A 26397-nucleotide genomic window follows, 5' to 3' on the forward strand; every position below is an offset into this window, starting at 1 on the left:
CCCTCGCAGTTTTCCCCCATGATGCCAGCTTAAGGTAATCCTTCTGATTTATATGCAAAAAGGGTTTAAGCATGAGTGGAAAACCGGCGGCGCGTCAGGGCGACGGCACCATGAAGGGTGGCCCGATAATCCAGGGCTCTGCGGGTGTGATGATTGGCGCACCTACCGGCGTGGCCTGCTCGGTCTGCCCGGGAGGGATGACTTCCGGTAACCCGGTCAATCCGTTGCTGGGTGCAAAGGTGCAGCCCGGTGAAACCGATTTCGCCCTGCCGGGTCCGTTGCCGTTTGTGCTCTCGAGGACTTACAACAGCTACCGGACGAAAACGCCTGCACCGGTGGGTATTTTTGGCCCCGGCTGGAAAGCGCCCTTCGATATCCGCTTACAAATCCACGATAACGAACTGATAATTAACGATAACGGCGGCAGAAGCATCCACTTTGAGCCGCTGTTTCCCGGTGAAACGGCCTTCAGCCGCAGCGAATCGCTCTGGCTGGCGCGGGGCGGCGTGCCGGCGCTGCATGAAAGCAATCCGCTGCACACACTGTGGCAGTCGTTGCCGGAAGACATTCGCACCAGTCCACACGTGTATCTGGCAACCAACAGCGTTCAGGGACCGTGGTGGATCCTGGGCTGGTCTGCGCGCGTACCGGGAGCGGAGGAACCCTTTCCTGCCCCGCTGCCGCCGTACTGGACGCTGACGGCTCTGGTGGACAATTTAGGGCGGAGAATGGTCTTCCATCGTGCCGCTACCGGTGATGCAGCCGGGGAAATCAGCGCCGTGACGGACGGTGCAGGCCGCCGCTTCCGGCTGGTGCTGACCACGCAGGCGCAGCGGGCAGCACAGTACCGGAAGCAGGTAACCGCCAGTGGCACAAAACCCCTTCCCTTCCCGGATGCTCTGCCCGCCACCGCGTACGACACGGACAACGGCCTTCGTCTGGCAGAAGTATGGCTGACCCACGACCCGGAATACCCGGACACTCTGCCCGCCGCGCCGCTGGCGCGATACGACTATTCCCCGCGTGGCGAACTGGCAACGGTATACGACCGCAGCGGCACGGCAGTACGCCATTTTACGTATGACCCGCCGCATCCGGGACGCATGGTGGCACACCGTTATGCGGGCAGACCAGAGATACGCTATCGCTATGACATCGCCGGGCGGGTAACGGAACAGCGTAACCCGGAAGGCTTAAGCTATACCTACTCGTATGAACAGAACCGCGTCATTATCACCGACAGCCTGAACCGCCGGGAGGTGCTTTACACCGAAGGCGAAGGCGGGCTGAAGCGGGTAGTGAAACAGGAACGCTCCGATGGCAGCGCCATTCACAGTGAATACGACCCGGCAGGGAGACTTATTGCACAGACCGATGCGGCGGGCCGTAAGACGGAATACCGCCTGAGTCCCGGCTCCGGCCAGTTAAAAGAAATCGTCGCGCCAGACGGCAGGCGTACTGAATTTTATTACAACAGCCAGCGCCAGTTGACGGACACCGTATACCCGGACGGCCTGCAAAACCGGCAGGAATACGACGTTCAGGGCAGACTCACCGCCGAAATCCTGCGCGACGGCAGCACCACCCGCTATGTGTATGCTGACCCGCACAGTGAATACCCGTCCGCCACCGAAGACGCCACCGGCAGCCGGAAACAGATGACGTGGAGCCGCTACGGGCAGTTGCTGAGCTTCACCGACTGCTCAGGCTACCAGACCCGTTACGAATATGACCGCTTCGGTCAGGTCACTGCCCTTCATCAGGAAGAAGGCCTCAGCCAGTACCGTGCTTACGATGACCGGGGCAGACTGGTCAGCCAGAAAAATGCACAGGGCCACGAAACCCGCTATGAGTACAGCATCGCGGGCGACCTGATGGTCGTGCTCCACCCGGACGGCAGCAGGCAGACCACAGAGTATGATGCCGCTGGACACCCGGTGAGCACCACCACTGGCGGCCTGACCCGGCAGATGGCATACGACGCCGCAGGCCGTGTGACGCAACTGACCAACGAAAACGGCAGCCACACCACCTTCGCTTATGATGTGCTGGACAGGCTGGTGCAGGAAACGGGCTTTGACGGCAGAACACAGCGTTATCAGTACGGTATTACCGGGCAGCTTATCCGCAGTGAGGACGAAAGCCTCATCACCCTGTGGCATTACGATGCGTCAGACCGCCTGACATACCGAACGGTGAATGATGAAGAGGCAGAGCGCTGGCAGTACAACGAGCACGGCTGGCTGGCCGAAGTCAGCCATCTCAGCGACGGCCACCGCGTCGCCGTGCAGTATGAGTACGATAAACAGGGACGGATGAACCTTGAACGCCAGACGGTGCAGCATCCCGAAACGGGAGAGCTGCTGTGGCAGCACGAAACCCGGCACGATTACAGCGATAAGGGACTGCCGGACCGCGTGACACCGGACGCCCTTCCCCCGGTGGCGTGGCTGACCTACGGCAGCGGGTATCTGGCCGGCATGAAGCTCGGCGACACGCCGCTTATCGACTTCACCCGCGACCGCCTGCACCGGGAGACGCAGCGCCGCTTCGGCGAATACGACCTGACCACGGCATACACGCCGGGCGGTCAGCTACAGAGCCATCACCTCAGCATTCTTCAGCTTAACCGCGACTACACCTGGAACAGCGGCGGACAGCTTGTCCGCATCCGCGGGCAGCATGAGCAGCGGGATTATCAGTATGGCGACGCCGGGAGGCTCCTCGGCACACATATCACATCGCCCCACCACGACCTGGCGCAGTGGACGTTCACCGACCCGGCGGGCAACCGGACAGCGGAACGGGATAGATACCCGATGCTGCCGGAACGCTTCCCGGATAACCGCATCAGCCAGGATGTGGAGAATTTTTACCATTATGACGAACACGGCAGGCTGACGGAGAAAGATGAACGCCGGATACACCCGCACGGCAGCCTGTCGCATCATTATGAGTATGATAACCAGCACCGGCTGGTGCACTACCGCCGGATGCAGGCAGGCAACGTGCTGACGGAAAGCCGTTATCTTTACGACCCGCCGGGCCGCCGCATCAGCAAACGGGTGTGGGCATGTACGGTATTTCACGATGGTTCGTGTTCACAACCAGCGCTGCAGGAAACCGTGTGGTACGGCCAGGATGGCGACCGGCTGACCACCACGCAGACGGACAAAACCCGCATCCAGACGGTGTACCTGCCGGGGAGCTTCACCCCGCTCATCCGTATTGAAACGGCAACCGGAGAACTGACCAGAGCCATCCGCCGCACGCTGGCGGAGAAATTTCAGCAGGAAGCAAACGTGACCTTCCCGCCGGAACTGGTGGCGATGGTGGATAATCTGGAAGCGGAACTACGGCGCGGGGAACTCAGCGAAGCCAGCCGGACGTGGCTGGCACAGTGCGGCCTGACGCCGGAGCAGATGAAAAATCAGCTGGAGCCGATATATATACCGGTAAGAAAAATCCACCTGTACCACTGCGACCACCGGGGCCTGCCGCTGGCACTGATTGACGTTAACGGGGCCATTGCGTGGCGCGCAGAGTTTGATGAATGGGGGAATATCCTGCGGGAAGATAACCCGTATAACCTGGAACAGCTCATCCGTCTGCCGGGGCAGCAGTGGGATAAAGAGACGGGGTTGTACTATAACCGGCACCGGTATTACGACCCAGCACAGGGAAGATATATCACGCAGGACCCGATTGGGTTAGCGGGAGGGCGGAATCTGTATCAATATCCGCTTAACCCGGTCACAAAAATAGATCCATTGGGGCTATTCCAAATGTGTCACAGGGATCTTCTTCTACCCATTCCCTATGCGAGGCATTGTTACGTAAAATTTGATGATGGCTCAACATCAAGTTATGACCCTAAAGGGGTTAATCCCGATCCCGACCCGCATCAAGAAGGTACTGTTTGTACAGAACCCAAACAACCCGCTCTTGATGATTGTATTAAGAAAGCGATGGATCAATGTAAGGGAAAAGATTACAGTTTTACGGAATTCAATTGTTGTCATTGTGCTGAACAAGCAATGAAAGAGTGTGGCACATCAATACCTAAGGGGGCCTGGCCCAACTCTCCAGTAAATCCTGGACCTCAGCCCGGTGAGAATGGATTCACTCCAGACCCAGTGTATAATTCAACGCTGGGGAAATAATGTTATGACTACAAAAAGAATAATCGTTATTGGTATCACAATCATCATAATTAGTAGTGTTTTTTTATGGTTAAGCTCTCTCATTCATAGCTATGTCTATAATAGAATGCACATTAACCGTAATGGTTTATTGACATGCCTTTGGTTATTGAATTCTTTTTCATCATATCTTCTTTATTTTTATAATATCAGAGGAAAATTGCTAATAAGTCTCCTGTATATATTATTTTTGGGCGGTCTAATGACGCTTATGCATTTTATATTTTGGAATGAAACATATGGTGATTTTTCTGGGATTGAAGGATTAAAAGTTATCAGTGGTGTTTATTTTGCTATCAGTACGATAACTATATGTATTGGAGTCGGAGTTGGTTTTATTACCTCCTGCTTAAAAAGAAAATGATATGTTGGAGGATTTGCTTAATGAATATTACCCATCAGGGGGAGGGTTACATCCGACCAATTAGTCGTAGGGATGAAGGATTGTACTATGATTGTTATTGCTATGATAAACCGTCTTATCGACGATTCATCATTCAAGAATAGAGCCAGCAGTGGCGAAGCGGTATTACGTGCAGAATATGATGAATGGGGCAATCGACTGATAGAGGATAACCCGGAAAACCTGCAACAGTTTATCCGGCTGAAAGCTAAGCTACATGATAAGGCAACCGGATTGTATTATATCTGGCAACGTTGCTAAGACCCGTTAGAGAGGCGGTATATTATGCAGGATCCGATAGGGTTGATGGGGGGGATGGAATTGTTATAAATATCCATTAAATCCTGTGAATAGAATCGAACCGTTGGGCTTGATAGATTTTCCTAGCTATAACACCCCGTGGGGAAATAGCGTTGTTAGTGTACCAAATGCAGTGTCCGAAGGACGTATTTCATATGATGAAGGAATTCAGACATTAAAGGATTTAAGCGGCCCACATTATTCGCCCTCTCTATTTTCTATATCTTTAGATGGCGGTCTTTCAGCTTATGGCATTACAGGGGGTAGTGTTTCCGCTGGAGTGCTTACCGGAAATGGTGATAAAGGCTTAGATCTCTGCGTATATATGATGTCTTGCGAGGGGCTCGGTATAGGAGCGGCTGGAGGTGCGTCACTTTATGGTACTGCTACTAATGCTCCGTCATCATCTGGTTCATCCAATTATATTGGGGGAACCACTGATGTAGGGCTGGTTGCCAATGGTGTGGTAACAATTTTGTCTGAGTTAAATAAAAAGGAAGATCCTGTACATATATCTACAACACTCAGTGGTGGCGTTGGTGGTGCTGGGTTTAGTGGCATAATTACTTGCCAGCAATATACAAAATGCATAGTGAATTGATATGAGATATTATGTTTATTTTATGATGTTATTAGTATGTAGCATTGTTACACTGGTAGGATGTGGTGATGACAACACTCATGATGCAATCCTTGTGGTTGAGGCATTTCATGAGCAATTTAATTCAAAGGATTTTAATGGAATTTATGCCGATGTGGTTTCTAAAGAATTTAAAAACTCAATGACCAAAGCAGATTATTTTGCTCTTATGGATAAAAATTTCTCAATGCTTGGTAAGTATCGCTTTGGCCGTTTATTGAAAAGCAATCAAGTTAAGGTGTTAATTGGAGAAGATAAAATAAACATATCTTATCACTCTACATATACTAATTATGAATTAAATGAATTATTTATAATAATAAAGGAGAGCGGCAAAAATAAAATCTCTCAAATAGTATACGATGACATTCATGCAATAAATCTCAAAGACTGATAGTCTGAATTTTTGTTAAATCATCAGTAATGCCACTATGTTTGAATAAGTTATTTTGACTGATTTTTTCCTCTGTAGCGGTATAGTTTACAGATAGTCATTATAGAGTACCTCCTTCGGTCTTTTCGTGACGCTGTATATCTTTTGTGAATAAACTACCGTGAGCGAAGAAACCATAGCAGAGAGGAGTGTATTCGCCGAAACTTGTGGCGCTAGTGGATAAACTGGAAGCAGAGCTACAATGCGGGGAACTCAGCGAAGCCAATTTGGCGTGGCTGGCACAGTGCGGCCTGCCGCTGGCACTGATTGACGTTAACGGCCTGGTTGCGTGGTGCGTAGAATCTGACTGCGGGAGAATAACCCGCAAAACAGGAACAGCTTATCCGTCTACCGGGGCAGCAGTGGGGTAACGAGACAGGATGTACGACACCCGACACGAGTATCATGAACCACAGCAGGCACGTATAAGCACTTGAGATTCAGTATTTAGTTCCCCTTTTATATTCTCTGGTTAGGCGACCCTTAATCAGTCAGCGATCTCCTGGGAAGTGAAGGTAAACGTGTCACCGTCAAACAGCCCCTGGCTGGTGAGTTTTAGCGCGGGGATCACCGGCAGGGAGAGAAACGCCATCTGGATAAACGGCTCGTCGGGCAGAGAGCCACATTCGCGCCCTGCTGCTTTTAGCGCATCGATCTGCTCCGCCAGCGAATCGGCGGTGTCGGTGCTCATTAACCCGGCAATCGGCAGCGGCAAGTGGCATTGCACCTGGCCGTTACGAACGACGCAAAGCCCGCCGCCATCGTCAATCACCTGATTAACCGCCAGAGCCATCTCTTCCGCGCTGCGACCGATCACCACAATATTATGACTGTCATGGCTGACCGTGGCCGCCAGCGCGCCTTCACGCAGTCCGAATCCACCTAATAAGCTACAGGCCGGGGGCGACTGGCGACCGTAGCGTTCAAGCACGGCGATATAGCAAATATCATGACGATCGAAGCCCTCCGCGGTGCACTCGCAGTCACTGGCGCCTGTCACCAGTTCGTTAGGGATAACATCGATCACCCGATAGCGTTTGCCGGGGGTGAAATGCAGCGGGAAGTCATTGGCGCAAACGGGGTGGCGCGCAATGGTATTGCCATACGGCGGAACGGTTTGCGCCAGCCTTGCCGGTTCATCGGCTTTCAGACGTTCAGTGTCAACGGGTTCTCCTTTGACAAACACCTGCTGTACCGTCACGTTGCGGGCATCGCTGAGCAGGACAATATCCGCCTGTTTTCCGGGGGCCAGCAAGCCAAGATGGCGCAGGCCAAAATGATGAGCGGCAGACCAACTGGCGACGCGATAAGCGACGTGTAGCGGGACGTTATGCTGTAAAATCAGTCGGCGAATCAGGGCGTCGATATGCCCTTCATGCGCAATTTCCCAGGGATTGCGATCGTCGGTACAGAGCAGGCACTGTGGGCTGTTAAAAGCGTTGATCAGCGGTGCCAGCGCGTCGAGGTTGCGGGCGGCGGAACCTTCGCGGATCATCAGCGCCATTCCGCGTTGCAACTTGCGACGCCCCTCCTCCAGTGTGTAGCTCTCGTGACAATTCTCGATCCCGGCGGCGATGTAGGCGTTGAGCGCCTTACCGCTCATTCCTGGGCAGTGGCCGTCCAGCGTCAGATGGCGAAAGGCGTCCATTTTATCGAGCAGCGCATCCTGTCCGGCAATGACGCCTGGGTAATCCATCACTTCGGCCAGTCCGGCGACCAGCGGGTGATCGCGCCAGGCCAGCATCTGGTCGAGGGAGAAATGTGCGCCATTCACATCACATCCCTCCAGAGCGGGAACGCAGGAACTCACCTGCAGATACTGATTCTGCTTCGCCTGTTCGGCGCAGCGGATAAACCAGGAGAATCCTTTTTCGCCCATCACATTGACGATTTCATGAGGATCGCACACGACGGTGGTGAGCCCGCGCGGCAGCGTCGCGGTTTCAAAGGTCACTGGCGTCATCATGCTGGATTCAATGTGCAGGTGAGCGTCGATAAAGCCGGGTACCGCCGTTGCGCCGTCGGCGTCGATGCGCCGTAATGCCGGAGCGTCACGATACTCCGCCCCGATGCCCGCGATATGCCGCCCTTTGATCACAATAGGGCCAGTCATTTCTCCGCCATTGATAATATCGAGAAGGATGACATTATCAATAATATAATCAGCAACCGCTTCGCCGCGTGCAACGGCTAACAATTCTTGCTGTTCCTGGCGGCTAATATAATGAAATTTATGACTTATGCTGTTATTCATATTTTTCTCATTTTGATTTTATCAATTTGATTATTATTTATCATTAAGAAATGCCGGGTAATTATTTTAAGTTTATCGATTAACGGGCATTTGCATTGTGATTACAATCACTGAATTAAAGACAGGAGATGTTTTAAATGAGGCCTGCTTATATCTTCATAAATGGATGAGAAAAATGAATAATGATATCAGTGATGACGTGCAGCATGATTCAAATCACCTTTCGCGATTATTTAAACTCCGCCAGCATGGCACCGATGTGCGGACCGAAACGATTGCCGGGATGACGACGTTTTTAACGATGGTGTACATTGTTTTTGTTAACCCGCAAATACTTGGGGCCGCGCAGATGGACCCCAAAGTGGTGTTTGTCACCACGTGTCTCATCGCCGGTATTGGCAGCATCGCGATGGGCCTCGTCGCTAACCTTCCCGTTGCATTAGCGCCGGCGATGGGATTGAACGCGTTTTTTGCCTTTGTGGTGGTGGGAGCAATGGGGGTAAGCTGGCAAACGGGAATGGGGGCTATCTTCTGGGGGGCGGTCGGACTATTTTTACTCACCCTTTTTCGCATCCGTTACTGGATGATTTCCAATATCCCGATTAATTTACGTATCGGCATCACCAGTGGTATTGGTTTATTTATTGCATTGATGGGATTAAAAAATTCGGGCGTCATTATTGCAAATAAAGACACCCTGGTGACCATTGGTAACTTAAGCTCCCACAGCGTATTACTGGGGATTTTAGGTTTCTTTATTATTACCGTGCTGTCATCACGTCATTTTCATGCTGCGGTGCTGGTCTCTATTGTCGTCACCTCCTGCTGTGGGTTATTTTTCGGTGATGTCCATTTTAGCGGCATTTATTCTGTGCCTCCCAGTATTAGCGGAGTGATGGGTGAGGTCGATTTAAGTGGTTCTTTATCGCTTAATCTGGCCGGGATTATCTTTTCTTTCATGCTCATCAATTTGTTTGATTCATCAGGAACATTAATTGGTGTGACGGATAAAGCCGGGTTAATCGGTAGCGACGGTAAGTTTCCTGGTATGAGGCGGGCACTGTATGTCGACAGTGTGAGCTCGGTTGCCGGGGCGTTTATCGGCACCTCGTCTGTGACAGCCTATATTGAGAGCACCTCGGGCGTGGCGGTTGGCGGGCGTACCGGCCTGACGGCGGTGGTGGTTGGTGTGCTCTTCCTGCTGGTGATGTTCTTTTCTCCGCTGGTGAGTATGGTTCCCGCGTATGCAACGGCAGGCGCGCTGATCTTTGTCGGTGTGCTGATGACCTCCAGCCTTTCCCGCGTTAACTGGGATGATTTAACCGAATCGGTTCCTGCGTTTATCACCACGGTGATGATGCCTTTTAGTTTTTCCATTACTGAGGGGATCGCGCTTGGCTTTATGTCGTACTGCATCATGAAAGTGTTTACCGGACGCTGGCGGGAACTGAACCTGTGCGTCGTTGTGGTCGCGGTGCTTTTTGCGCTGAAAATCATTCTGGTGGATTAGTATTCACGGGCCGTTTCCAGATATCATGAGCGCTGATAAAGCAGGAGAACGCATGATCTGGATAATGCTGGCCACACTGGCGGTGGTGTTTGTTATCGGGTTTCGGGTACTCACTTCCGGATCCCGGCGGGCGATTCGCCGCTTGAGCGAGCGCCTGAATATTGATGTGGTGGCGGTAGAATCGATGATCGATCAGATGGGAAAAGTGCAGGGTGAGGCATTTATGCAGTATCTCCATCGCCCCGACGAGTCACATCTGCAAAATGCCGCTCAGGTTTTGTTGATCTGGCAGAGCGTCATTGTGGACGGCAGCGAGCAGAACCTGTTGCAGTGGCATCGCCTACTGCAAAAGGCCAGGCTGGCTGCGCCAGTCACCGATGCGCAGGTACGTCTGGCGCTCGGTTTCTTACGCGAGGTTGATCCGGATATGCAGGACATCAACGCCTTCCAGATGCGCTACAACGCCTTTTTTCAGCCTGAAGACGGCGTGCACTGGCTGCATTAAGAGCAATATGGATACGAATGTTGTTACGCAAGTGAAGCGTAAGGCAGGTGTAGCCATCGGACAAATAGTTGCCAAAACGTTAAATGCGTCACAATTAAAATGTTACACTGCGTGACTTTTCCACCAGAACACCACGCAGGTCGCAGAAATGAGTGAATGTATCGAAGAGAAAACCCGCGCTGACGTTGTCGTCCGTCCGAACTGGTCGGCGGTATTTGCCGTGGCGTTCTGTGTCGCTTGCCTGATTACCGTCGAGTTTTTACCTGTCAGTCTGTTGACGCCAATGGCGCAGGACCTGGGGATTTCTGAAGGCGTTGCCGGACAGTCGGTGACTGTCACCGCGTTTGTCGCCATGTTTGCCAGCCTGTTTATCACGCAGATCATTCAGGCAACGGATCGTCGTTATGTGGTGATTCTGTTCTCCGTGTTACTGACCCTCTCCTGCCTGCTGGTCTCTTTTGCCAACTCCTTTGCGTTGTTGCTGGTGGGACGAGCCTGTCTGGGACTGGCGCTGGGTGGATTCTGGGCGATGTCGGCGTCGCTGACCATGCGCCTGGTTCCGCCGCGTACAGTGCCAAAAGCGCTGTCAGTGATTTTCGGCGCGGTTTCTATCGCGCTGGTGATTGCTGCGCCGTTGGGCAGTTTTTTAGGCGGCATTATTGGCTGGCGTCACGTCTTTAACGCCGCAGCGGTGATGGGCTTGCTGTGTATGGTCTGGGTGGTGAAATCACTGCCGTCGCTGCCCGGTGAGCCTTCTCATCAGAAGCAAAACATGTTCAGCTTGTTGAATCGTCCCGGTGTTGCGGCAGGGATGATCGCCATCTTTATGTCCTTTGCCGGCCAGTTTGCGTTCTTCACTTATATCCGCCCGGTGTATATGAATCTGGCGGGCTTTGATGTCGATGGCCTGACGCTGGTGCTGCTGAGCTTTGGCATCGCCAGTTTTGTTGGCACCTCGCTGTCGTCTGTGATTCTTAAACGCTCGGTCAAGCTGGCATTAGCCGGTGCACCGCTGGTACTGGCGCTGAGTGCGTTGGTGCTTACGTTGTGGGGCAGCGACAAGATTGTGTCGGCGGGTATTGCGATTATCTGGGGACTGGCGTTTGCGCTGGTGCCGGTGGGGTGGTCGACATGGATTACCCGGTCGCTTGCCGATCAGGCAGAAAAGGCTGGATCCGTCCAGGTCGCCGTGATCCAGCTTGCCAATACCTGTGGGGCCGCGGTGGGAGGCTATGCACTCGATAACCTTGGCCTGCTGTCGCCCCTGATGCTCTCCGGCAGCCTGATGCTGCTGACGGCGCTTCTGGTGGCAGCGAAAGTTCGCATAAAGGGTATGCAATGATCTCACACTCTGTTTGTCGAATGGCGCTGCGCTTATCCGACCTACGGTACGGAGACCTGTAGGCCGGATAAGGCATTTATGCCACCATCCGGCAGAACGCGATATGGCTCATCAGAACCACGCTTCCCACATCGCGCCGACGTTGAAATCGTCCAGCGTTTCGTCATCCGTGCCGTTCACGCGAGCGGTGCGGTCGTTATCCACTTTGCCGCCGGTGACGTAGAAGCGCAGCATCGGGCGGAACTCCGGCCCCATTGCAATCGACATGTTCTGCGACAGCGTCAGCTTCCAGCCTTTGTTATCGCCGCCGTTATCATAGTCGACACGCTGATAGCCCGCTTCCAGCCAGGTGGAGTGCACGTCGTTCCAGAAGTACATTGGACGCACAATAGCACCATAGTTCTTGCGATTTTCACTCTGATCGGCGCTGTTGTCGTAGTCATGGAATGCCAACAGGTATTCAACCTGCGCCTGTTGCGTGAATTTATGACTCCCTTCGAAACTGGCGTAAATCGCCGTCAGATCGTCGGTTTTGTTGTAGACGCTGTTGTCGGAGTTGTCAGAGTAACGGGCGATCACTTTGTTGACGCCGCTGTCATTGGTGTGGCTGACGACAAACGCGCCCTGCCAGGCCTTCAGGCGATCGTCGCTATCGACCGCTTTCGAGTCAAAGCCGTAGTTGGCGTAAATTTCCAGATCTAACGGACCGAGTTTCATGCCGTGGATTTTTGAGGTCACGGCGTAGTTGCCTTTGTCACCGGTGCCGGAACCGCCGGTACAGGTGATGCGTGACGGGTTGGCCTCATCTTCCATCACTTCCGGGCTGCACGATTCCACGGCGGCCACGGTCGCCACGTCAAACTGCACGCCGCCAATATCGAAGTTCTTCACCCCGGCGCCCTGGCCGTCGTGGTTCATCCAGAAGTAGTCGTTGATCCCTTGTTGCGGACGCTGGTGGAAGTCGCGCCCCGCCCAGATATAGGCGTTCGGGTTGGATTCCAGAACGTTGGTCACCCCTGCGTAGGCCTTTTTGAGGTTCACCTCGTCGCCCCAGTGGTCGATCATCACGTTGATATCCCAGATCGCACCGTTGTCGCCTTTGAATGCTTTGGAAAGCTGGAATTCGCCGCCGTTGCCTTCGTTACCCAGACGACCAATGGCGGACGCGCCGTTATAGGAACCGTCCACGCCGACGTACTTCTGATCGCCGCTCTGGAAGTGCGCGCCGTAACGCGCATAGCCGCTGAATTTCACACCGAACGGGATGGCCATATCGGGTGACTGCGCGGCGCTTTGCGGCTCAACAATCACATCGGTTTTTTTCGCCACAGCAGCGTCCATTTTCGCCTGACGTTCCGCAAGGGCTTTGTCTACGGCTTTGGCGACAATGGCGTCGATTTGTTCCTGCGTAAATTCCTGTGCGAGTACAGAAATCGGGCAAAGCGCGGCCACGACCGCCATGGCTAATGGAAGTTTTTTTATCATGTTCATGGTTATCTCATTTACGTTTTATCCTTCAGTTTGCATTGAGCATTCTGAAGAGATGTGCGCATTAATTTATTTTAAGATAATAACCATCCCGCCTTGGTGTAATTCGCTATCACCAAAACAAGTTGATCTGTTATTTATAGGTGCGGGTACAGAATGCGTTTATTTAATCGTAATAGCGTCTCCGTTTATTATTATTACCCTTCGACTTTCAAGCTGTTTCTTTGTTGGCTACGTTCGTTCACCCCAGTCACTTAGTTGAGTAAGCACCAGGGAATTCTCTCTTGCCGCCTCGACGCAACTCGAAATCCATTGGGTATAGATTTAAATTAACGTTGGTAGAGATGAATAATTTCTTCTGACAGTTCGCGGGCTAGCAGCGATGTCATTAAATGATCCTGCGCATGCACCATAATTAACGTCATGGGTTGCCGGGCTTCCCCGGCATCCTGTTCGATCAATTTGGTTTGCATGTGGTGGGCCTGACGGGCGTAACCGTCCGCCTCCCGAAGCAGGCTTTTCGCCTCGTCAATGTTGCCTGCACGCGCAGCGTGAAGCGCCTCGAAGCACAGACTGCGGGACTGTCCGGCATTGACGATAATTTCCATTACTGCTTCTTCTAATGCAATCATTGTAAATATCTCTTAATCGAATCCGTTATGTTCGGCGGTATTGGCGAACCACTCGCCGCTCTTTTTCACCGTACGTTTTTGCGTGTCTAAATCTAACTGGACAAAACCATAGCGGTTTTTATATCCGTTGAGCCATGACCAGTTATCAATAAAGGTCCACATATGGTAACCAAGGCACTGACAGCCTTCACTGATCCCTTTATGTAGCCATTTAAGATGTTCAGAGACAAATTCAATACGGTAACTGTCATTAATTTGCCCGTTCTGAATAAATCGCTGTTCGTTTTCTACACCCATTCCGTTTTCAGAAATAAAGCAGCGCGGGTTGCCGTAATTATCACGCAGATTGGTAATAATATCGTAAATACCCGGCTCATAAATTTCCCAGCCCCGGTAAGGGTTCATTTTACGGCCTGGCATTTCATAATAATCAAACAACCACTCCGGCATAAATGGCGCATTCAGATTGATGGCGGTATCGCGGCATTTTACGCGGCGGGGCTGATAGTAATTAATGCCCAGCAGGTCGATTTTGCCATCGGCAATCAGCTGTACGTCACCTGGTTGGCAGGCGGGCAGCTGATCGTACTCTTTCAGTAACGCCACCAGATCCGCCGGATATTCCCCTTTCAGCACCGGGTCGAGGAAGCTGCAGTTGAACAGCAGATCCGCATGGTGCGCGGCTTTCACATCCGCCGGATGCTGTGAGCGCGGATAAGAAGGCGTCAGGTTGAGCACGACACCGATTTCGCCGTCGTTGTTGCCCGCACGATAAGCTCGAACCGCCGTCGAGTGCGCCAGCACGGTGTGATACGCCACGGTGGCTGCGCGTCTGAAATCCACCACGTTGGGGTAATGGAAGTCATACAGATAGCCGCCTTCTACCGGCACAATCGGCTCGTTAAAGGTGAACCAGTGCTTAACGCGGTTGCCGAACAATTCGAAACACGTCTGCGCGTAGCGGCCAAAGGCTTCCACGACGTCACGGTTTTCCCAGCCGCCTTTCTCCTGCATCACCATCGGCATGTCGAAGTGAAACAGCGTGATAAACGGCGTGATACCCTGCGCCAGCAGTTCGTCAATAACGTTGTTATAGAACGCCACCGCTTCTGGATTCACCTCGCCCGTACCGTCTGGAATCAGGCGCGACCAGCTTAACGAGGTGCGGAAGCTGTTATGTTTCAACTGCTTCAGCAGCGCGATGTCCTGTTTCCAGTGCTGATAAAAGGTTGAGGTGTTCGCCGGGCCAACCCCCTGATGGAAACGACCTGGCTGGCGGTCGAACCACACATCCCATGTGGTCTGGCTTTTGCCGCCGTTCAGGCTATCCCCTTCGGTTTGCAGCGCTGAGCAGGCACTGCCCCACCAGAAGTTTTCAGGAAAACGGTATCTCATTGTTCTGACTCCTTGATTCATTATGAGTTGCTACGGGCAGCGTTCGCCACGGAGACGGCATCCTGGGCTTTTTGCTCTTCTGTCTTCAGCAGAGAACGTTCGTAAGCGCGCAGGAACGGGAGGTAAATCAACGCTGACATCACCATACAGATCAGACACATCACCACCGGACTAAAGGCCCAGTTTGCCGCCCAGGAGGCGCCAATCGGTGCGGGCGTGGTCCACGGCGTCAGTGACACCACCTGATCCAGCCAGCCCAGACGGGTTGCGGTGTAAGCCAGTACGGCGTTGATCATGGGCACGAAAACGAACGGGATAAACAGCATCGGGTTCATGATGATCGGCGCACCGAACAGAATAGGCTCATTAATGTTGAAGAAGCTAGGGACGATGCCCATTTTGCCGATCGTCCGCAGATGGGTAACGCGACTACGCAGCAGCAGGAAGGCCAGTGGTAAAGTCGAGCCCACGCCGCCGATCAGCAGGTAGTGATCCCAGAAACCTTGTAAATAGACGTGTGGCAATGCCGCGCCTGCTGCCAGCGCCGCCTGGTTCGCGGAAAGGTTGGCCATCCAGAATGGGTTCATAATGCCTGTGACGATCAGCGAACCGTGAATACCAGCAAACCAGAAAATCTGGCACATCAGGACCGAAAGCAGAATCGCCGGCAGGGAGTCAGACGCGGAAACCAACGGTGCCAGCAGGTGCATGATCGCCTGCGGAATGATCATGCCGGTCTGCGCTTCAATAAACAGGTTCAGCGGGTGTAACGTCGCAATGACCACCAGAACCGGAATGAGGATCTCAAACGAACGGGCGACGCCGGTCGGAACCTCTTTCGGCAGACGGATAGTGATGTTGTGCTGCTTCAGCCAGGCATAAACGCGCGTGGCATAGATGGCGGTGATCAGCGCGGTAAAGATCCCCTGACCGGAAAGGTACTGGGTGGAGATTTTCCCGTCGGCATACGGGGCGGCGACCAGTAAAAAGGCCATAAACGCCAGCAGGCCGGACATGATTGGATCGAGATTAAACTGACGGCCCAGACTGGCGCCAATGCCCACAGAGATGAAGAACGTCATAACGCCCATGCTGAGGTTAAACGGCAGCATCAACTGTTCACGATACGTGGCGGAGAAATCGAGCCAGCCACGGGCAAAGCTGTTGGTGGTTTCGGCAGAGAACGGCGGAAAAATAAACACCAGCATGAACGAGCCGATGATCATAAACGGCAGCGCCGCGGTAAAACCATCACGAATCGCAATCACATACTTTTGCTGGCCCAGTTTACCGGCAAGAGGGGTGATGGATTGTTCTATGACAGCAACCATTGATTGATATAACGAACTCATAATGACACCTTTCTAATGTGCCGCTTCAATCAGCGACAGAGCAAAATCCAGCACCTTGTCACCGCGTTGCATTCCGTAATCCTGCATATCAATGGCTTTTACGGGGATGTTTTGGGTGGCAGCCTTCTCTGAGAGCGTGTTAAGCATGTATTTTACCTGGGGGCCAAGCAGCACCACCTGGTAATTTGGAAACTGAATGTCAAATTCGGAAACGCCATATGCATCAATTTGGACTGGCAGCTTCCGCTCTTCTGCGGCTTCGACCATTTTACGAACCAGCAGACTGGTGGACATCCCTGCAGAGCAACACAACATAATCCTGAACATTATTAACCATCCTCAAAATGTAAAAACTTATTGCGAGTCTGATTTGATATCATACGGAAACCGGTTTCCATATGAAGCAAACGGAACTGTGACAACCGTCAAGATCTTATTCTTATAAGGCTAATTATTTGGATTTGGCTCACGGTTTTGGTGCTATTTCATACTTTTTGAGTGGAAACGGAAAATCGGTTTCCATGAAAAACGGAAACAGCTATACTGCGTGTGGTGATTATTTGAGCCAATGTTAAATTCAGGATTGAAGGAGCCAGGCAGGCTCTGTCAGGGGAGAATGATGTCTACTATCAACGATGTATCGCGTTTGGCTGGCGTGTCTAAAGCCACGGTGTCGCGCGTGTTGAGCGGATCGCGTGGTGTGAAGGAAGCCAGTCGTCTTGCCGTGTTAAAGGCGGTGGATGAACTGAACTATCGTCCGAATGTGATTGCCCAGTCATTACTCAGCCAGAGCACCGGTTGCATTGGCGTGATTTGCGCGCAGGACAACATTAACCAGACGACGGGCTACCTTTACGCACTGGAAAAACATCTGAGCCAGCACCAAAAGCATCTGTTGCTCCGCTTTGCCAACACCAAAGCAGAAGTAATGAGCGCCCTTGATGAATTAAGTTGTGGCCTGTGTGACGATGTGCTGATTATTGGGGCGCGTTTCCCGCTGAATATCAGCCAGGAAAACGTCATTCTGGTGGATTGCCTGGAAGCGGGCGACGATGTGACCAGTATTCAGTTTGACCACAGCTTTGCCACCGAAACGGCCTGTAACTATCTGATTAGCCAGAATCGACGGCAGATTGCCCTCATTCATCCTGAAGGGATGGGATTCTCCGAACAGGTGCTGCTCGGCTACAAACACGCGCTGGAGAAGAACTTCCTGCCCTTTAACCGTAACCTGGTGTTTATGGAAGCCACCTCTTCCTCGGTCGCGCTACAGGAGTTGTTGAATAACGCCTCCACGCTCAACTTTAACGCCCTGCTGGTGGCGGATGAGCAGCAGGCTCAGCGGGTGATCCCACAATTGCAGGCGTTTAATAAGTCGGTTCCGGAAGATATTATGATCTTCAGCCTCGCCGGTTCGCTGCATCTGCCGGGGATCCCGACCATCCCGGCAATCGAATACTCCATGGATGCGATGGCGGCGCGGATTGTCAGCTGGCTGAATGAAAAAACGCAGAGCATGTTGGGATCGTATGTGCTGCGCGGCGACCTCATCATTCCGGATGTTCGCCAGCGGTAAGCTAATTAACGGGCGTGAGGCATAGGCTTCACGCTACATATCCGGGCATTCCACCTTACCGAGCGCTTCCCAGTAGTTGCTCTGATTGTTCCTTTCCATCGCCACCGCCGCCTCGCGGATGTGCTGCTGATTGCCTTCATTCGCCATGATCGTTTTTTCCCACGCCTCGTCTGAAGGCGAACCTTGCGGCGTACACATTTTGCGTAAATCGTTGAGTATCGTATTTTTTTCGTGCACGGATTGCAGTGCGCCGTAAGGCGAGTCGGCCTGCGCCAGCGTTGGCATCAAGAAAAGGGCGGCAATGATCGGTAAAACGGCTCGTTTCATGGTAATAATCCTTGTAGTCGATGCGCATCATTTCAAGAGTAAGTGTAGATGGTGTACGACTCTCTCAGCAGCCCGTGCGAAAGTCGGAAAAGGCTTCAGCCAAAAGTTGTATTTTTTCAGGAGGATAGAATGCAGATACAAATTACCGATACCGTTACCGAAGACGATCAAAATGCACTGCTCACCGGATTGCGCGCTTACAATTTTCAGTTTCTGCAAACGAGAAATTTTGGCGATCTGGCGGTTTACTGGCGTGACGAGCAGCAGAAAATTCGGGGGGGATTGATTGGCAAAATCAAAGGGGAATGGTTGAGCATTGAGTTTTTATGGATGCATGAATCCCTGCGTAAAGGCGGTTACGGTAGCCAGCTAATCCAGGCCGCAGAGCACGCCGCTCGCGAAAGAGGTTGTCTCCATGCGCTGGTCGATACCCTGAGTTTTCAGGCGCTGCCGTTCTACCAGAAGAACGGTTATCAACTGCAACTGACCCTTGAAGACTTCCCGGAAAAAGGGGCTGCCCGGCATTATTTATCGAAAACATTTTGATGACCGGAGGCATTCACCGTGACGTCTGGACGCCGATTCACTTTCTTGCATAGCAGAATAGTGTATGTTCTGAACAATCATTTAATTCTTAAGCGGTAAAAAGATGAGACGGATCGAGATCGTACTGGGAGAGCTTGAAAGGCTGACGCGTGGGCTGGATCGTGCCGATTTGGCGCAGGAGACGGCATTCACCGCGGAGGCGATTGGCTTCAACCTGGGGCTGGCGCGCAACTCGGTCAGTAAAGATCTCAACCAACTGTGGAATGACGGTCTGGCGATTAAAAGCCGGGGGCGTCCGGTGTTCTTCCTGCACCGCCAGACGCTGGAGACATTGCTGGGGCGCAAACTGGAGAGTAGCGAGCGCGAGGTGCGCTCGGTGGCTGACCTGCTTCCGCAAACGGAAAATACGGGCGACGACGATCCTTTCACCGGCCTGATTGGCTATGACCGCAGCCTGCGCGATGCGGTTGAAAAAGGCCGCGCCGCCGTGCTCTATCCGCAGGGTTTGCACGTGCTGCTGACCGGCCCATCCGGCGTGGGGAAAACCTTTTTTGCCGAACTGATGCACCGCTTCGCCTGCGAAAAGTCCGCCGGTTTCCCGCCGCCGCTGGTCTACTTTAACTGCGCCGAGTACGCCCATAACCCGGAACTGCTCTCTTCCCACCTGTTTGGCCATCGTCAGGGGGCATTTACCGGCGCGAACGAGAATAAACCCGGTCTGGTTGAGCAGGCAGACGGCGGCTATTTGCTGCTCGATGAAGTGCACCGTCTGCCCTACGAAGGTCAGGAAAAACTGTTCTCTATTCTTGATAAGGGTGAGTACCGTCCGCTGGGGGACAGCAGTAAGGCGCGTTCGATCTCGGTACGGCTGATTTGCGCCACCACGGAACCGGCGAATTCGTCGCTGTTGCGTACCTTCCAGCGACGCATTCAGGTAAGCATCGATTTGCCGGGGATTCGTCAGCGATCGATTGAAGAACAAGTGGAGCTGATTGTTGGTTTCCTGCAGCGTGAAAGTCGCAAAATCGAGCGCACGGTCAGCATCGACAAAACGCTACTGCTCTGGCTGTTGAACAAACCGCTGGAGGGCAACATTGGTCAGTTGAAGAGTGATATCCAGTTCCTGTGCGCCCAGGCGTGGGCGTCAGGAATGACGGAACATAATGACACACTACAACTGGATAAACGGCTGGCGGAGATACCGTTTCACGCCACGCCGGAACAGCGCCTGTTGGTCGATGCCTTGTTTGAAGGGAAAGAGCGGCTGAACATTGATGCGCGCACGTTACCGGCGCTGAAAACGTCGCTGGCGACCGGGGCGGAAATCGAAGAGAGCGATCTGTTTTACAGCTTCCTGACCCGTGAATATGTCAATCTGCGCAACAGTAATGTCCCGCCGGCGGAAACGCTGGCCATCCTGAAAAACAAGCTCAGTTCAATCTTCGAATATGGCCTCTACAGTCGCGATAGCGTGGCGCATCCACCGCGTTATGGCGATCAAATCGAAGAACGCGTGACGCTGTTGATCGGCTGCGTGGAACAGGTGCTTACGTTTACGCTGCCGGAAAATCTGGTGAATCCGCTGCGCAAACATTTCCTGGCGCTGATTGGCTATGTCCAGCGCGGGCTGATTCCGCAGCTCTACTCTTCCAGCCTGATCCTCGACCGCTGTAAAGACGAATACGATAATGCCACGCTGCTGTGTCGGAAAATCAATGAGCTGCTGCATATTCAGTGCCCGGCGACGGAAGTGGTCTGGCTGTGTCTGTTCCTGAAAGAGTGTCGTCACTACCGCCAGCGCATTGATGCCAGCCCGGACTGCGGGGTGATCCTCGTCGCGCACGGCGCAACCACCGCGACCAGTATGGCGCAGTACGTTAACCGTGTATTGGAACGCGATCTGTTCAGCGCGGTCGACATGCCGTTTGAGCAGTCGGTGCATGACACGCTGGAGACGCTGACCCAGATTATTCAGACCCAACGCTATCAGCGGCTGATCCTGATGGTCGACATTGGTTCTCTGGTGCATTTCGGCAGTACGATCAGCAAGTTATTTCAGATAGACGTGCTGTTAATGCCCAACATTACGCTGACCAGTCTGCTGGAGGTCGGTCTGGATTTAAGCTACGAAACCAGCGATTTACCCCAGCTTGCGGCGCTCATGCAGAGCAAAAACATCCCCTGTCAGCTGTGTACCCCGCAGCAGGAAAACGGCGGCAAAGTGCTGGTCGTCTCCTGTATTACCGGCATGGGGACGGCGGAAAAGATTAAAAAAGTGCTTGAGGAGAGCTTTGGCGAACTGATGTCGCAGGACACGCGAATGGTGATCCTCGATTACAACGACGTGCGCAGCCTCGAACGTGTCCAGCAGGCGTTGAATGCCAATGAGCGACTGGCGGGGATTGTCGGGACTTTCCAGCCAGGGCTGCCGGATATTCCGTTTATCTCGCTGGAAGAACTGTTCTCTGAGCAGGGGCCAGAACTGGTGTTAAGCCTGCTGACGCCGGATCTCTCCAGCGCCGAACGTCGTCTGGAGATGGAGCGCAGCGCCATGCGCTTTATCAGCGCGCTGACCATGGAGAGCATCATTAACCATATTTCGGTGCTCAATCCGCAGCGCATTCTGAAGGAGATGGAGGGTGTACTTAACCATCTGACGACCACGCTTTCTCTGAAACCGAGTCGCCAGGTGACACTACGCTTCCTGATCCACTGCTGTTGCATGGTTGAGCGTATCGTGATCAACCGTAAACCGTTACAGATGGCGCTGGAAAACAAACCGAATCTGGATCCCCGCGCGTTTAGTGTCATTAAATCTGCGTTTCTGCCGATCGAAGAGGCCTATGCCATCCGGTTATCGGATGCGGAATATTTTTATATCTACGAACTGCTTTATAGCTGATCCCTTAACGGGCGAGGTGTTGCGCCTTGCCCGCTCTCCTTTCCCCCTCGTGTGACACAAATACTGGCACAGCCTTTGCTCTTTCCTTGCGTGTAAATGTAATCGCGCCAGGAGGCCATTTTGACTACCACTCAACCGTTGCCCGACATTCTGCTGCTGACCCATGGCGGCTGGGGACAACAGCTTTGTAACAGCCTGCGCATGGTGATGGGCGAAATTAAAGGCGTGACAGAAATTGCGCTGATGCCCGTCGATACGTTGGGCGAGTTTTATCAGCGTGTTGAAGACGTGGTGAAAACCATGCCGGAAGGCTCACTGATTCTGACCGATTTTGTGGGCGGCACGACATCCAACGTGGCGGCGCGGCTGAGTGCGGATTATCCGGTGGCGGTCGTTTCCGGACTCAACGCATCACTGCTGCTGGAAGCGCTGGACAGACGTGAACACGGTTCACTGACTACCTGCGTCAGCGAACTGGTGGACGCCGGACGCAGCAGTTGCCTGGACGTTGTTGCTCACGTCCGTCAATTACAACAATCACAATAAGGAAAATCATCATGGCAAACATCGTGTTATGTCGTATCGATAGCCGACTGATTCATGGACAGGTGGTGACGAAGTGGGTCGGGCAATCTCAAGCTAACCGCATCGCGGTGGTCAGCGACGAACTGGACGCCGATCCGTTTATGAAAAACATCTACCTGATGGCTGCGCCGCCGAACATCAAAGTGGATTGCTACAGCAACCAGAGCTTTGCCGCCTCATGGCAAGAGAACCAACTGGGCGACGGCAATGTGCTGGTGCTGTTCCCTTCTCTGGCGGCGATTCAGCAGGCCGTACAACAGGGGTTTGATGTCTCCACGATTCAGGTGGGGGGGCTGGGCGGTGGACCGAACCGCAAAGCGGTATTCCAGAACATTACGCTCGATGAAAAAGACGTCGGCATTCTGAACGACCTGAAAAGTCGTGGGATTCAGGTGTTCTTCCAGACTATCCCGGAAGATAAACCGCAGTCGCTGGACGATATCCTGAAAAAATTCTAATTCTCTGATAATGGGATAACACTATGGATACCTTAGTTTTTGCAAGCCTCATGGGGTTGTATTACTGGTTTGCCCGCTTACGCCTTGGCTACACCTTCTCTGCCATGCTGCTTCAGCCGGTGGTGGTGGCTGTTTTCGTCGGGCTGCTGCTGGGCAACATGCAGACCGCGATGATTATCGGTGCCGGGATGCAGCTCGTTTATCTCGGCGTGACCTCCACGCCTGGCGGTAACGTGCCGTCAGATCCGGCGCTGGCGGCCTGTATCTCGATTCCCATCGCGGTGAAAGCTGGGATGGATCCGAACCTGGCCATTGCGCTGGCGATCCCCTTCGGCGTGATCGGCGTCTTCCTTGACCAGTTGCGTCGTACCCTGAACGCCGCCTGGGTGCATATGGCTGATAAGCACGCGGAAACAGCGAACATGTCGGGCATTATGCGCTGTGCGTTCCTCTACCCGGCACTGCTTGGACTGGCGCTGCGTTTCCCGGTGGTGTTTGCCGCGAACTACTTCGGTCAGGACGTGGTGGAAAGTTTCCTCAAACTGATGCCGCACTGGCTGACCCACTCCTTTGAAATCATGGGCGGGATCCTGCCGGCGCTGGGCTTCGCAATCACCATTATGGTGATCGGTAAAAAGAGCCTGCTGCCGTGGTTTATCGGCGGATTCTTCGCGGTGCTGTACCTCAAGGTGGACATCATGGCGATGGCGATCTTCGGTACCTGTGTGGCCTTCCTGATTAAAGGCCTGGCGAAAAATGAAGGAGCAGCATGATGAGCAGCGACGTAATGCAGCATGAACTGGTTGAGCGCGCACGGACGACCGGGGCGTTAACCAAAGCGGATATCACTAAAGCATGGTTTATCTACTGGCTGGGCGCTGAAGTCTCCAACTCTTATGAACGTCTGCAGAGCCTGATTTTCTGCGCCTCGATGACACCGATCATCAAAAAGCTCTACCCGCAAAAAGAGGAACAGGTGGAGGCGCTGAAACGGCACCTGAACTTCTTCAACTCTGAGCAAACATTTGGCGCGGTGATCCAGGGGATTTCCATCGCCATGGAAGAGCAAAAAACGCGCGGCGAGCCGATCAGCGATGCCTCAATTACCGGGATTAAAACCGGTCTGATGGGGCCGCTGGCCGGGATGGGCGACTCCATTGTCTGGGCCGCCGTCATGCCGCTGCTGATTGCGATTTTCATCCCTTTCGCCGCTAATGGCAGCGCGTTTGGCGGTATTGCACCGCTGATCCTCTATCCGGCGATTACCCTGGCGATCAGCTACGGTCTGATCCACAAAGGCTACACCCTGGGACGTGATTCTATCGTCGGGTTATTGCAGGGGGGGCGAATCAAAGAACTGATCTACGGCGCGAACGTGCTGGGGTTGATCATGATGGGCGCGCTGTCGGCAAGCTACGTCAAGATCACCACACCGTTGAAAATCAGCGCCCTGAAGGGTTCTGAAGTGGTCGTGCAGCAGATCCTTGACTCTATCGCGCCAGGCCTGCTGCCGCTGGCGGCGGTGTTTGCCATCTATATCTTCCTGGTGAAAAAGGGTCCGCGTTACACCACCATTCTGCTGTCGATTGTGGCGCTGAGCGTGGTGTGTTCGCTGCTGGGAGTGTTGTAAGCCATGACAGAGAATATTTATCAACAGCTGGGGCTAAAACAGGTGATTAACGCCTGCGGCAAGATGACGATTCTTGGCGTCTCCAGCGTCGCGCCGGAGGTGATGCAGGCCACGGCGCGCGCGGCCTCGGCCTTTGTTGAGATCGACAAGCTGGTGGACCGAACCGGTGAACTGGTTTCCCGCTTTACCGGCGCGCAGGACAGCTACGTGACCTCCTGCGCCTCGGCAGGGATTGCCATTGCCGTTGCCGCCGCCATTACTCGTGGCGACCCGCTCAGAGTAGCGCTCATGCCGGATAGCAGCGGAATGGCTAACGAGGTGGTGATGCTGCGCGGTCATAACGTGGACTATGGCGCCCCCATCACCAGCGCTATTCGTCTGGGCGGCGGGCGCGTCGTGGAGGTCGGGGCGAGCAATCTCGCGGCGCGTTGGCAACTGGAAAGCGCAATTACGGACGAGACCGCCGCGCTGTTGTATGTGAAATCGCACCACTGCGTGCAGAAAGGGATGCTCAGCATTGACGACTTTGTGCAGGTTGCGCAGATCCACAATCTGCCGTTGATTGTCGATGCCGCTGCCGAGGAGGATTTACACGCCTGGGTGGCGAGCGGGGCGGATATGGTTGTCTACAGCGGAGCGAAAGCCTTCAATGCGCCAACCTCGGGGTTTATCACCGGCAAGAAACCGTGGATTGCCGCCTGTAAAGCGCAGCATCACGGTATCGCCAGAGCGATGAAGATAGGCAAAGAGAACATGGTCGGGCTGGTATATGCGCTGGAAAATTATCACCAGGGGCAGACCGTGGTGACCGCCGAACAGTTACAACCGACGGCGGAGGCAATTTCGGCCATCCGCGGGCTGACCGCCGATATTGAGCAGGACGAAGCCGGGCGCGCCATCTGGCGCATTCGCGTTCGGGTTGATGCGCAGACGCTCGGTCTGGACGCGCGTGAAGTCGAAGCCCAACTGCGGGGTGGCGATATCGCCATTTACGCACGGCGCTATAACCTCCATCAGGGCGTTTTTAGCCTCGATCCACGCACGGTCGCTGAGGGGGAAATGGCGTTGATTGTGGCGCGACTCAAGGAGATAGCAGAACATGCAGCAGATTAATTTTTATCGTCAACGTGTGGCGATTAACGTGCTGGCGAAAGATATCGCTAACGCCAGGGAAATCTATGACGCCGCTGAGGGACATGCGGTGATTGGCATCCTGTCCGCGCAGATTTCGTCGATCGACGAAGGCGTTCAGGAGGTAAAACGCTGGATGGCGGACGTTCCCTCGATTTCCGTGGGCCTGGGGGCGGGCGATCCGGCGCAGTATTACAAGGCGGCAATGATTGCATCACAGGTCCATCCGGCGCACGTCAACCAGACCTTTACCGGGAGTGGTTTTGCCGCCGGCGCGCTGGCGGCGACGGGAGGTGAACAGACCCACATCAATGCGCTGGTTAGCCCGACGGGTACGCCGGGCGAGGTGCTTATCTCTACCGGGGTCAGCAGCAGCCAGGGTACGCCAGCGCGCGTCTCCTGTGATGCCGCCGTGCGGATGATGCAGGATATGGGGGCGCACGCGGCGAAGTTCTTCCCAATGGGCGGTGAAAAGTCGCTTTCTGAGCTGTACGTGCTGGCAACTACCGCAGCTCGTAACGGCATGACGCTGATCGAACCAACGGGGGGCATTGATGTGGAAAACTTTGGCGTCATACTGCAAACCTGCCTGGAGGCAGGCGTACCACGTGTAATGCCGCATTTATACACCTCAATTATCGACCCACAAACCGGCAATACCCGACCTGAGGATATCGTCCGATTAATGGAGATCGTGAAAGCATTGGTCTGAACCGAATGGCGCTGCGCAGGGTTAGCGCAGCGCCATCGGCATTTTTTAATATTCCCGCTTTATGCTTTTTTCTT

At 53.6% G+C, this 26397-nt stretch carries 22 protein-coding genes and 1 pseudogene; 16 read left to right on the forward strand and 7 right to left on the reverse strand.

What is annotated here, in order from left to right:
* The first annotated feature begins 110 nt into the window (after positions 1-110).
* From HVZ37_RS00190 to HVZ37_RS00210, 4 genes and pseudogenes are all read left to right on the forward strand, one after another.
* Positions 111-4163, forward strand: coding sequence for an RHS element core protein (locus HVZ37_RS00190; protein WP_346654978.1), 4053 nt, complete (start codon positions 111-113; stop codon positions 4161-4163).
* 574 nt (positions 4164-4737) lie between these two features.
* Positions 4738-4990: pseudogene (locus tag HVZ37_RS00195) on the forward strand (RHS repeat-associated core domain-containing protein); the annotation flags it as partial.
* Between the two features lie 538 nt (positions 4991-5528).
* On the forward strand, positions 5529-5939 hold the full coding sequence (locus tag HVZ37_RS00205; protein WP_155985519.1) for a hypothetical protein: 411 nt from the start codon (positions 5529-5531) through the stop codon (positions 5937-5939).
* Between the two features lie 188 nt (positions 5940-6127).
* Positions 6128-6349: a hypothetical protein gene (locus HVZ37_RS00210; protein WP_099433951.1), complete on the forward strand. Its 222-nt coding sequence runs from the start codon at positions 6128-6130 to the stop codon at positions 6347-6349.
* 116 nt (positions 6350-6465) lie between these two features.
* On the opposite strand, the gene adeD is transcribed toward HVZ37_RS00210, so the two are convergent.
* The gene (adeD, locus tag HVZ37_RS00215; protein ID WP_042998698.1) at positions 6466-8232 is read right to left on the reverse strand and encodes an adenine deaminase; all 1767 of its coding nucleotides are present in this window, start codon (positions 8230-8232) and stop codon (positions 6466-6468) included.
* 175 nt (positions 8233-8407) lie between these two features.
* Between adeD and HVZ37_RS00220 the strand changes: the two genes are divergently transcribed.
* From HVZ37_RS00220 to nepI, 3 genes are all read left to right on the forward strand, one after another.
* Complete coding sequence (locus HVZ37_RS00220; RefSeq protein WP_042998697.1) at positions 8408-9742, forward strand: NCS2 family permease; 1335 nt, start codon at positions 8408-8410, stop codon at positions 9740-9742.
* A 52-nt stretch (positions 9743-9794) separates the two neighbouring features.
* Positions 9795-10247, forward strand: coding sequence for a DUF1198 domain-containing protein (locus HVZ37_RS00225; protein ID WP_042998696.1), 453 nt, complete (start codon positions 9795-9797; stop codon positions 10245-10247).
* A gap of 148 nt (positions 10248-10395) precedes the next feature.
* On the forward strand, positions 10396-11589 hold the full coding sequence (nepI, locus tag HVZ37_RS00230) for a purine ribonucleoside efflux pump NepI (RefSeq protein WP_042998695.1): 1194 nt from the start codon (positions 10396-10398) through the stop codon (positions 11587-11589).
* Between the two features lie 111 nt (positions 11590-11700).
* Here nepI and HVZ37_RS00235 read toward each other — a convergent pair whose 3' ends face one another.
* The 5 genes from HVZ37_RS00235 to HVZ37_RS00255 all read right to left on the reverse strand — a co-directional run bounded on the left by HVZ37_RS00235 (position 11701) and on the right by HVZ37_RS00255 (position 16783).
* Positions 11701-13080: a carbohydrate porin gene (locus tag HVZ37_RS00235; protein WP_042998694.1), complete on the reverse strand. Its 1380-nt coding sequence runs from the start codon at positions 13078-13080 to the stop codon at positions 11701-11703.
* A gap of 326 nt (positions 13081-13406) precedes the next feature.
* Entirely contained in the window at positions 13407-13709 is a 303-nt protein-coding gene (locus HVZ37_RS00240; protein WP_008786514.1) for a PTS lactose/cellobiose transporter subunit IIA, read from the reverse strand.
* 12 nt (positions 13710-13721) lie between these two features.
* Positions 13722-15104: a glycoside hydrolase family 1 protein gene (locus HVZ37_RS00245; protein ID WP_042998693.1), complete on the reverse strand. Its 1383-nt coding sequence runs from the start codon at positions 15102-15104 to the stop codon at positions 13722-13724.
* Positions 15105-15124: 20 nt separating this feature from the next.
* Complete coding sequence (locus HVZ37_RS00250; protein WP_042998692.1) at positions 15125-16456, reverse strand: PTS sugar transporter subunit IIC; 1332 nt, start codon at positions 16454-16456, stop codon at positions 15125-15127.
* Positions 16457-16468: 12 nt separating this feature from the next.
* The gene (locus HVZ37_RS00255) at positions 16469-16783 is read right to left on the reverse strand and encodes a PTS sugar transporter subunit IIB (RefSeq protein WP_042323435.1); all 315 of its coding nucleotides are present in this window, start codon (positions 16781-16783) and stop codon (positions 16469-16471) included.
* A gap of 292 nt (positions 16784-17075) precedes the next feature.
* Between HVZ37_RS00255 and HVZ37_RS00260 the strand changes: the two genes are divergently transcribed.
* Positions 17076-18032, forward strand: a complete 957-nt coding sequence (locus HVZ37_RS00260; RefSeq protein ID WP_042998691.1) for a LacI family DNA-binding transcriptional regulator — start codon at positions 17076-17078, stop codon at positions 18030-18032.
* A gap of 33 nt (positions 18033-18065) precedes the next feature.
* Here HVZ37_RS00260 and HVZ37_RS00265 read toward each other — a convergent pair whose 3' ends face one another.
* Positions 18066-18359 (reverse strand): YicS family protein, encoded by a 294-nt coding sequence (locus HVZ37_RS00265; RefSeq protein WP_042998690.1) that lies wholly within the window; start codon positions 18357-18359, stop codon positions 18066-18068.
* A gap of 129 nt (positions 18360-18488) precedes the next feature.
* Here HVZ37_RS00265 and HVZ37_RS00270 point away from each other — a divergent pair, with 129 nt between their 5' ends.
* The 8 genes from HVZ37_RS00270 to HVZ37_RS00305 all read left to right on the forward strand — a co-directional run bounded on the left by HVZ37_RS00270 (position 18489) and on the right by HVZ37_RS00305 (position 26323).
* The gene (locus HVZ37_RS00270) at positions 18489-18905 is read left to right on the forward strand and encodes a GNAT family N-acetyltransferase (RefSeq protein ID WP_042998689.1); all 417 of its coding nucleotides are present in this window, start codon (positions 18489-18491) and stop codon (positions 18903-18905) included.
* Positions 18906-19008: 103 nt separating this feature from the next.
* Positions 19009-21807 carry a transcriptional regulator DagR gene (gene dagR, locus HVZ37_RS00275; RefSeq protein WP_042998688.1) on the forward strand — a complete coding sequence of 933 codons (2799 nt, stop codon included), beginning with the start codon at positions 19009-19011 and terminating at the stop codon, positions 21805-21807.
* Positions 21808-21927: 120 nt separating this feature from the next.
* Positions 21928-22353: a PTS sugar transporter subunit IIA gene (locus tag HVZ37_RS00280; RefSeq protein WP_042998687.1), complete on the forward strand. Its 426-nt coding sequence runs from the start codon at positions 21928-21930 to the stop codon at positions 22351-22353.
* An 11-nt stretch (positions 22354-22364) separates the two neighbouring features.
* On the forward strand, positions 22365-22850 hold the full coding sequence (locus tag HVZ37_RS00285) for a PTS system mannose/fructose/N-acetylgalactosamine-transporter subunit IIB (RefSeq protein ID WP_042998686.1): 486 nt from the start codon (positions 22365-22367) through the stop codon (positions 22848-22850).
* A gap of 23 nt (positions 22851-22873) precedes the next feature.
* On the forward strand, positions 22874-23623 hold the full coding sequence (locus tag HVZ37_RS00290; protein WP_042323417.1) for a PTS sugar transporter subunit IIC: 750 nt from the start codon (positions 22874-22876) through the stop codon (positions 23621-23623).
* Positions 23620-24480: a PTS system mannose/fructose/sorbose family transporter subunit IID gene (locus HVZ37_RS00295; protein ID WP_161215577.1), complete on the forward strand. Its 861-nt coding sequence runs from the start codon at positions 23620-23622 to the stop codon at positions 24478-24480. Before HVZ37_RS00290 ends, HVZ37_RS00295 begins: the two co-directional genes overlap by 4 nt.
* A gap of 3 nt (positions 24481-24483) precedes the next feature.
* Positions 24484-25593 (forward strand): D-glucosaminate-6-phosphate ammonia lyase, encoded by a 1110-nt coding sequence (dgaE, locus tag HVZ37_RS00300; protein ID WP_042998685.1) that lies wholly within the window; start codon positions 24484-24486, stop codon positions 25591-25593.
* Complete coding sequence (locus tag HVZ37_RS00305) at positions 25580-26323, forward strand: 2-dehydro-3-deoxy-phosphogluconate aldolase (RefSeq protein WP_181628002.1); 744 nt, start codon at positions 25580-25582, stop codon at positions 26321-26323. Before dgaE ends, HVZ37_RS00305 begins: the two co-directional genes overlap by 14 nt.
* Positions 26324-26397: the final 74 nt, after the last annotated feature.

Origin of the sequence: Citrobacter sp. RHB35-C17 (assembly GCF_013816795.1) — a bacterium.
Taxonomy (GTDB): domain Bacteria; phylum Pseudomonadota; class Gammaproteobacteria; order Enterobacterales; family Enterobacteriaceae; genus Citrobacter_A; species Citrobacter_A amalonaticus.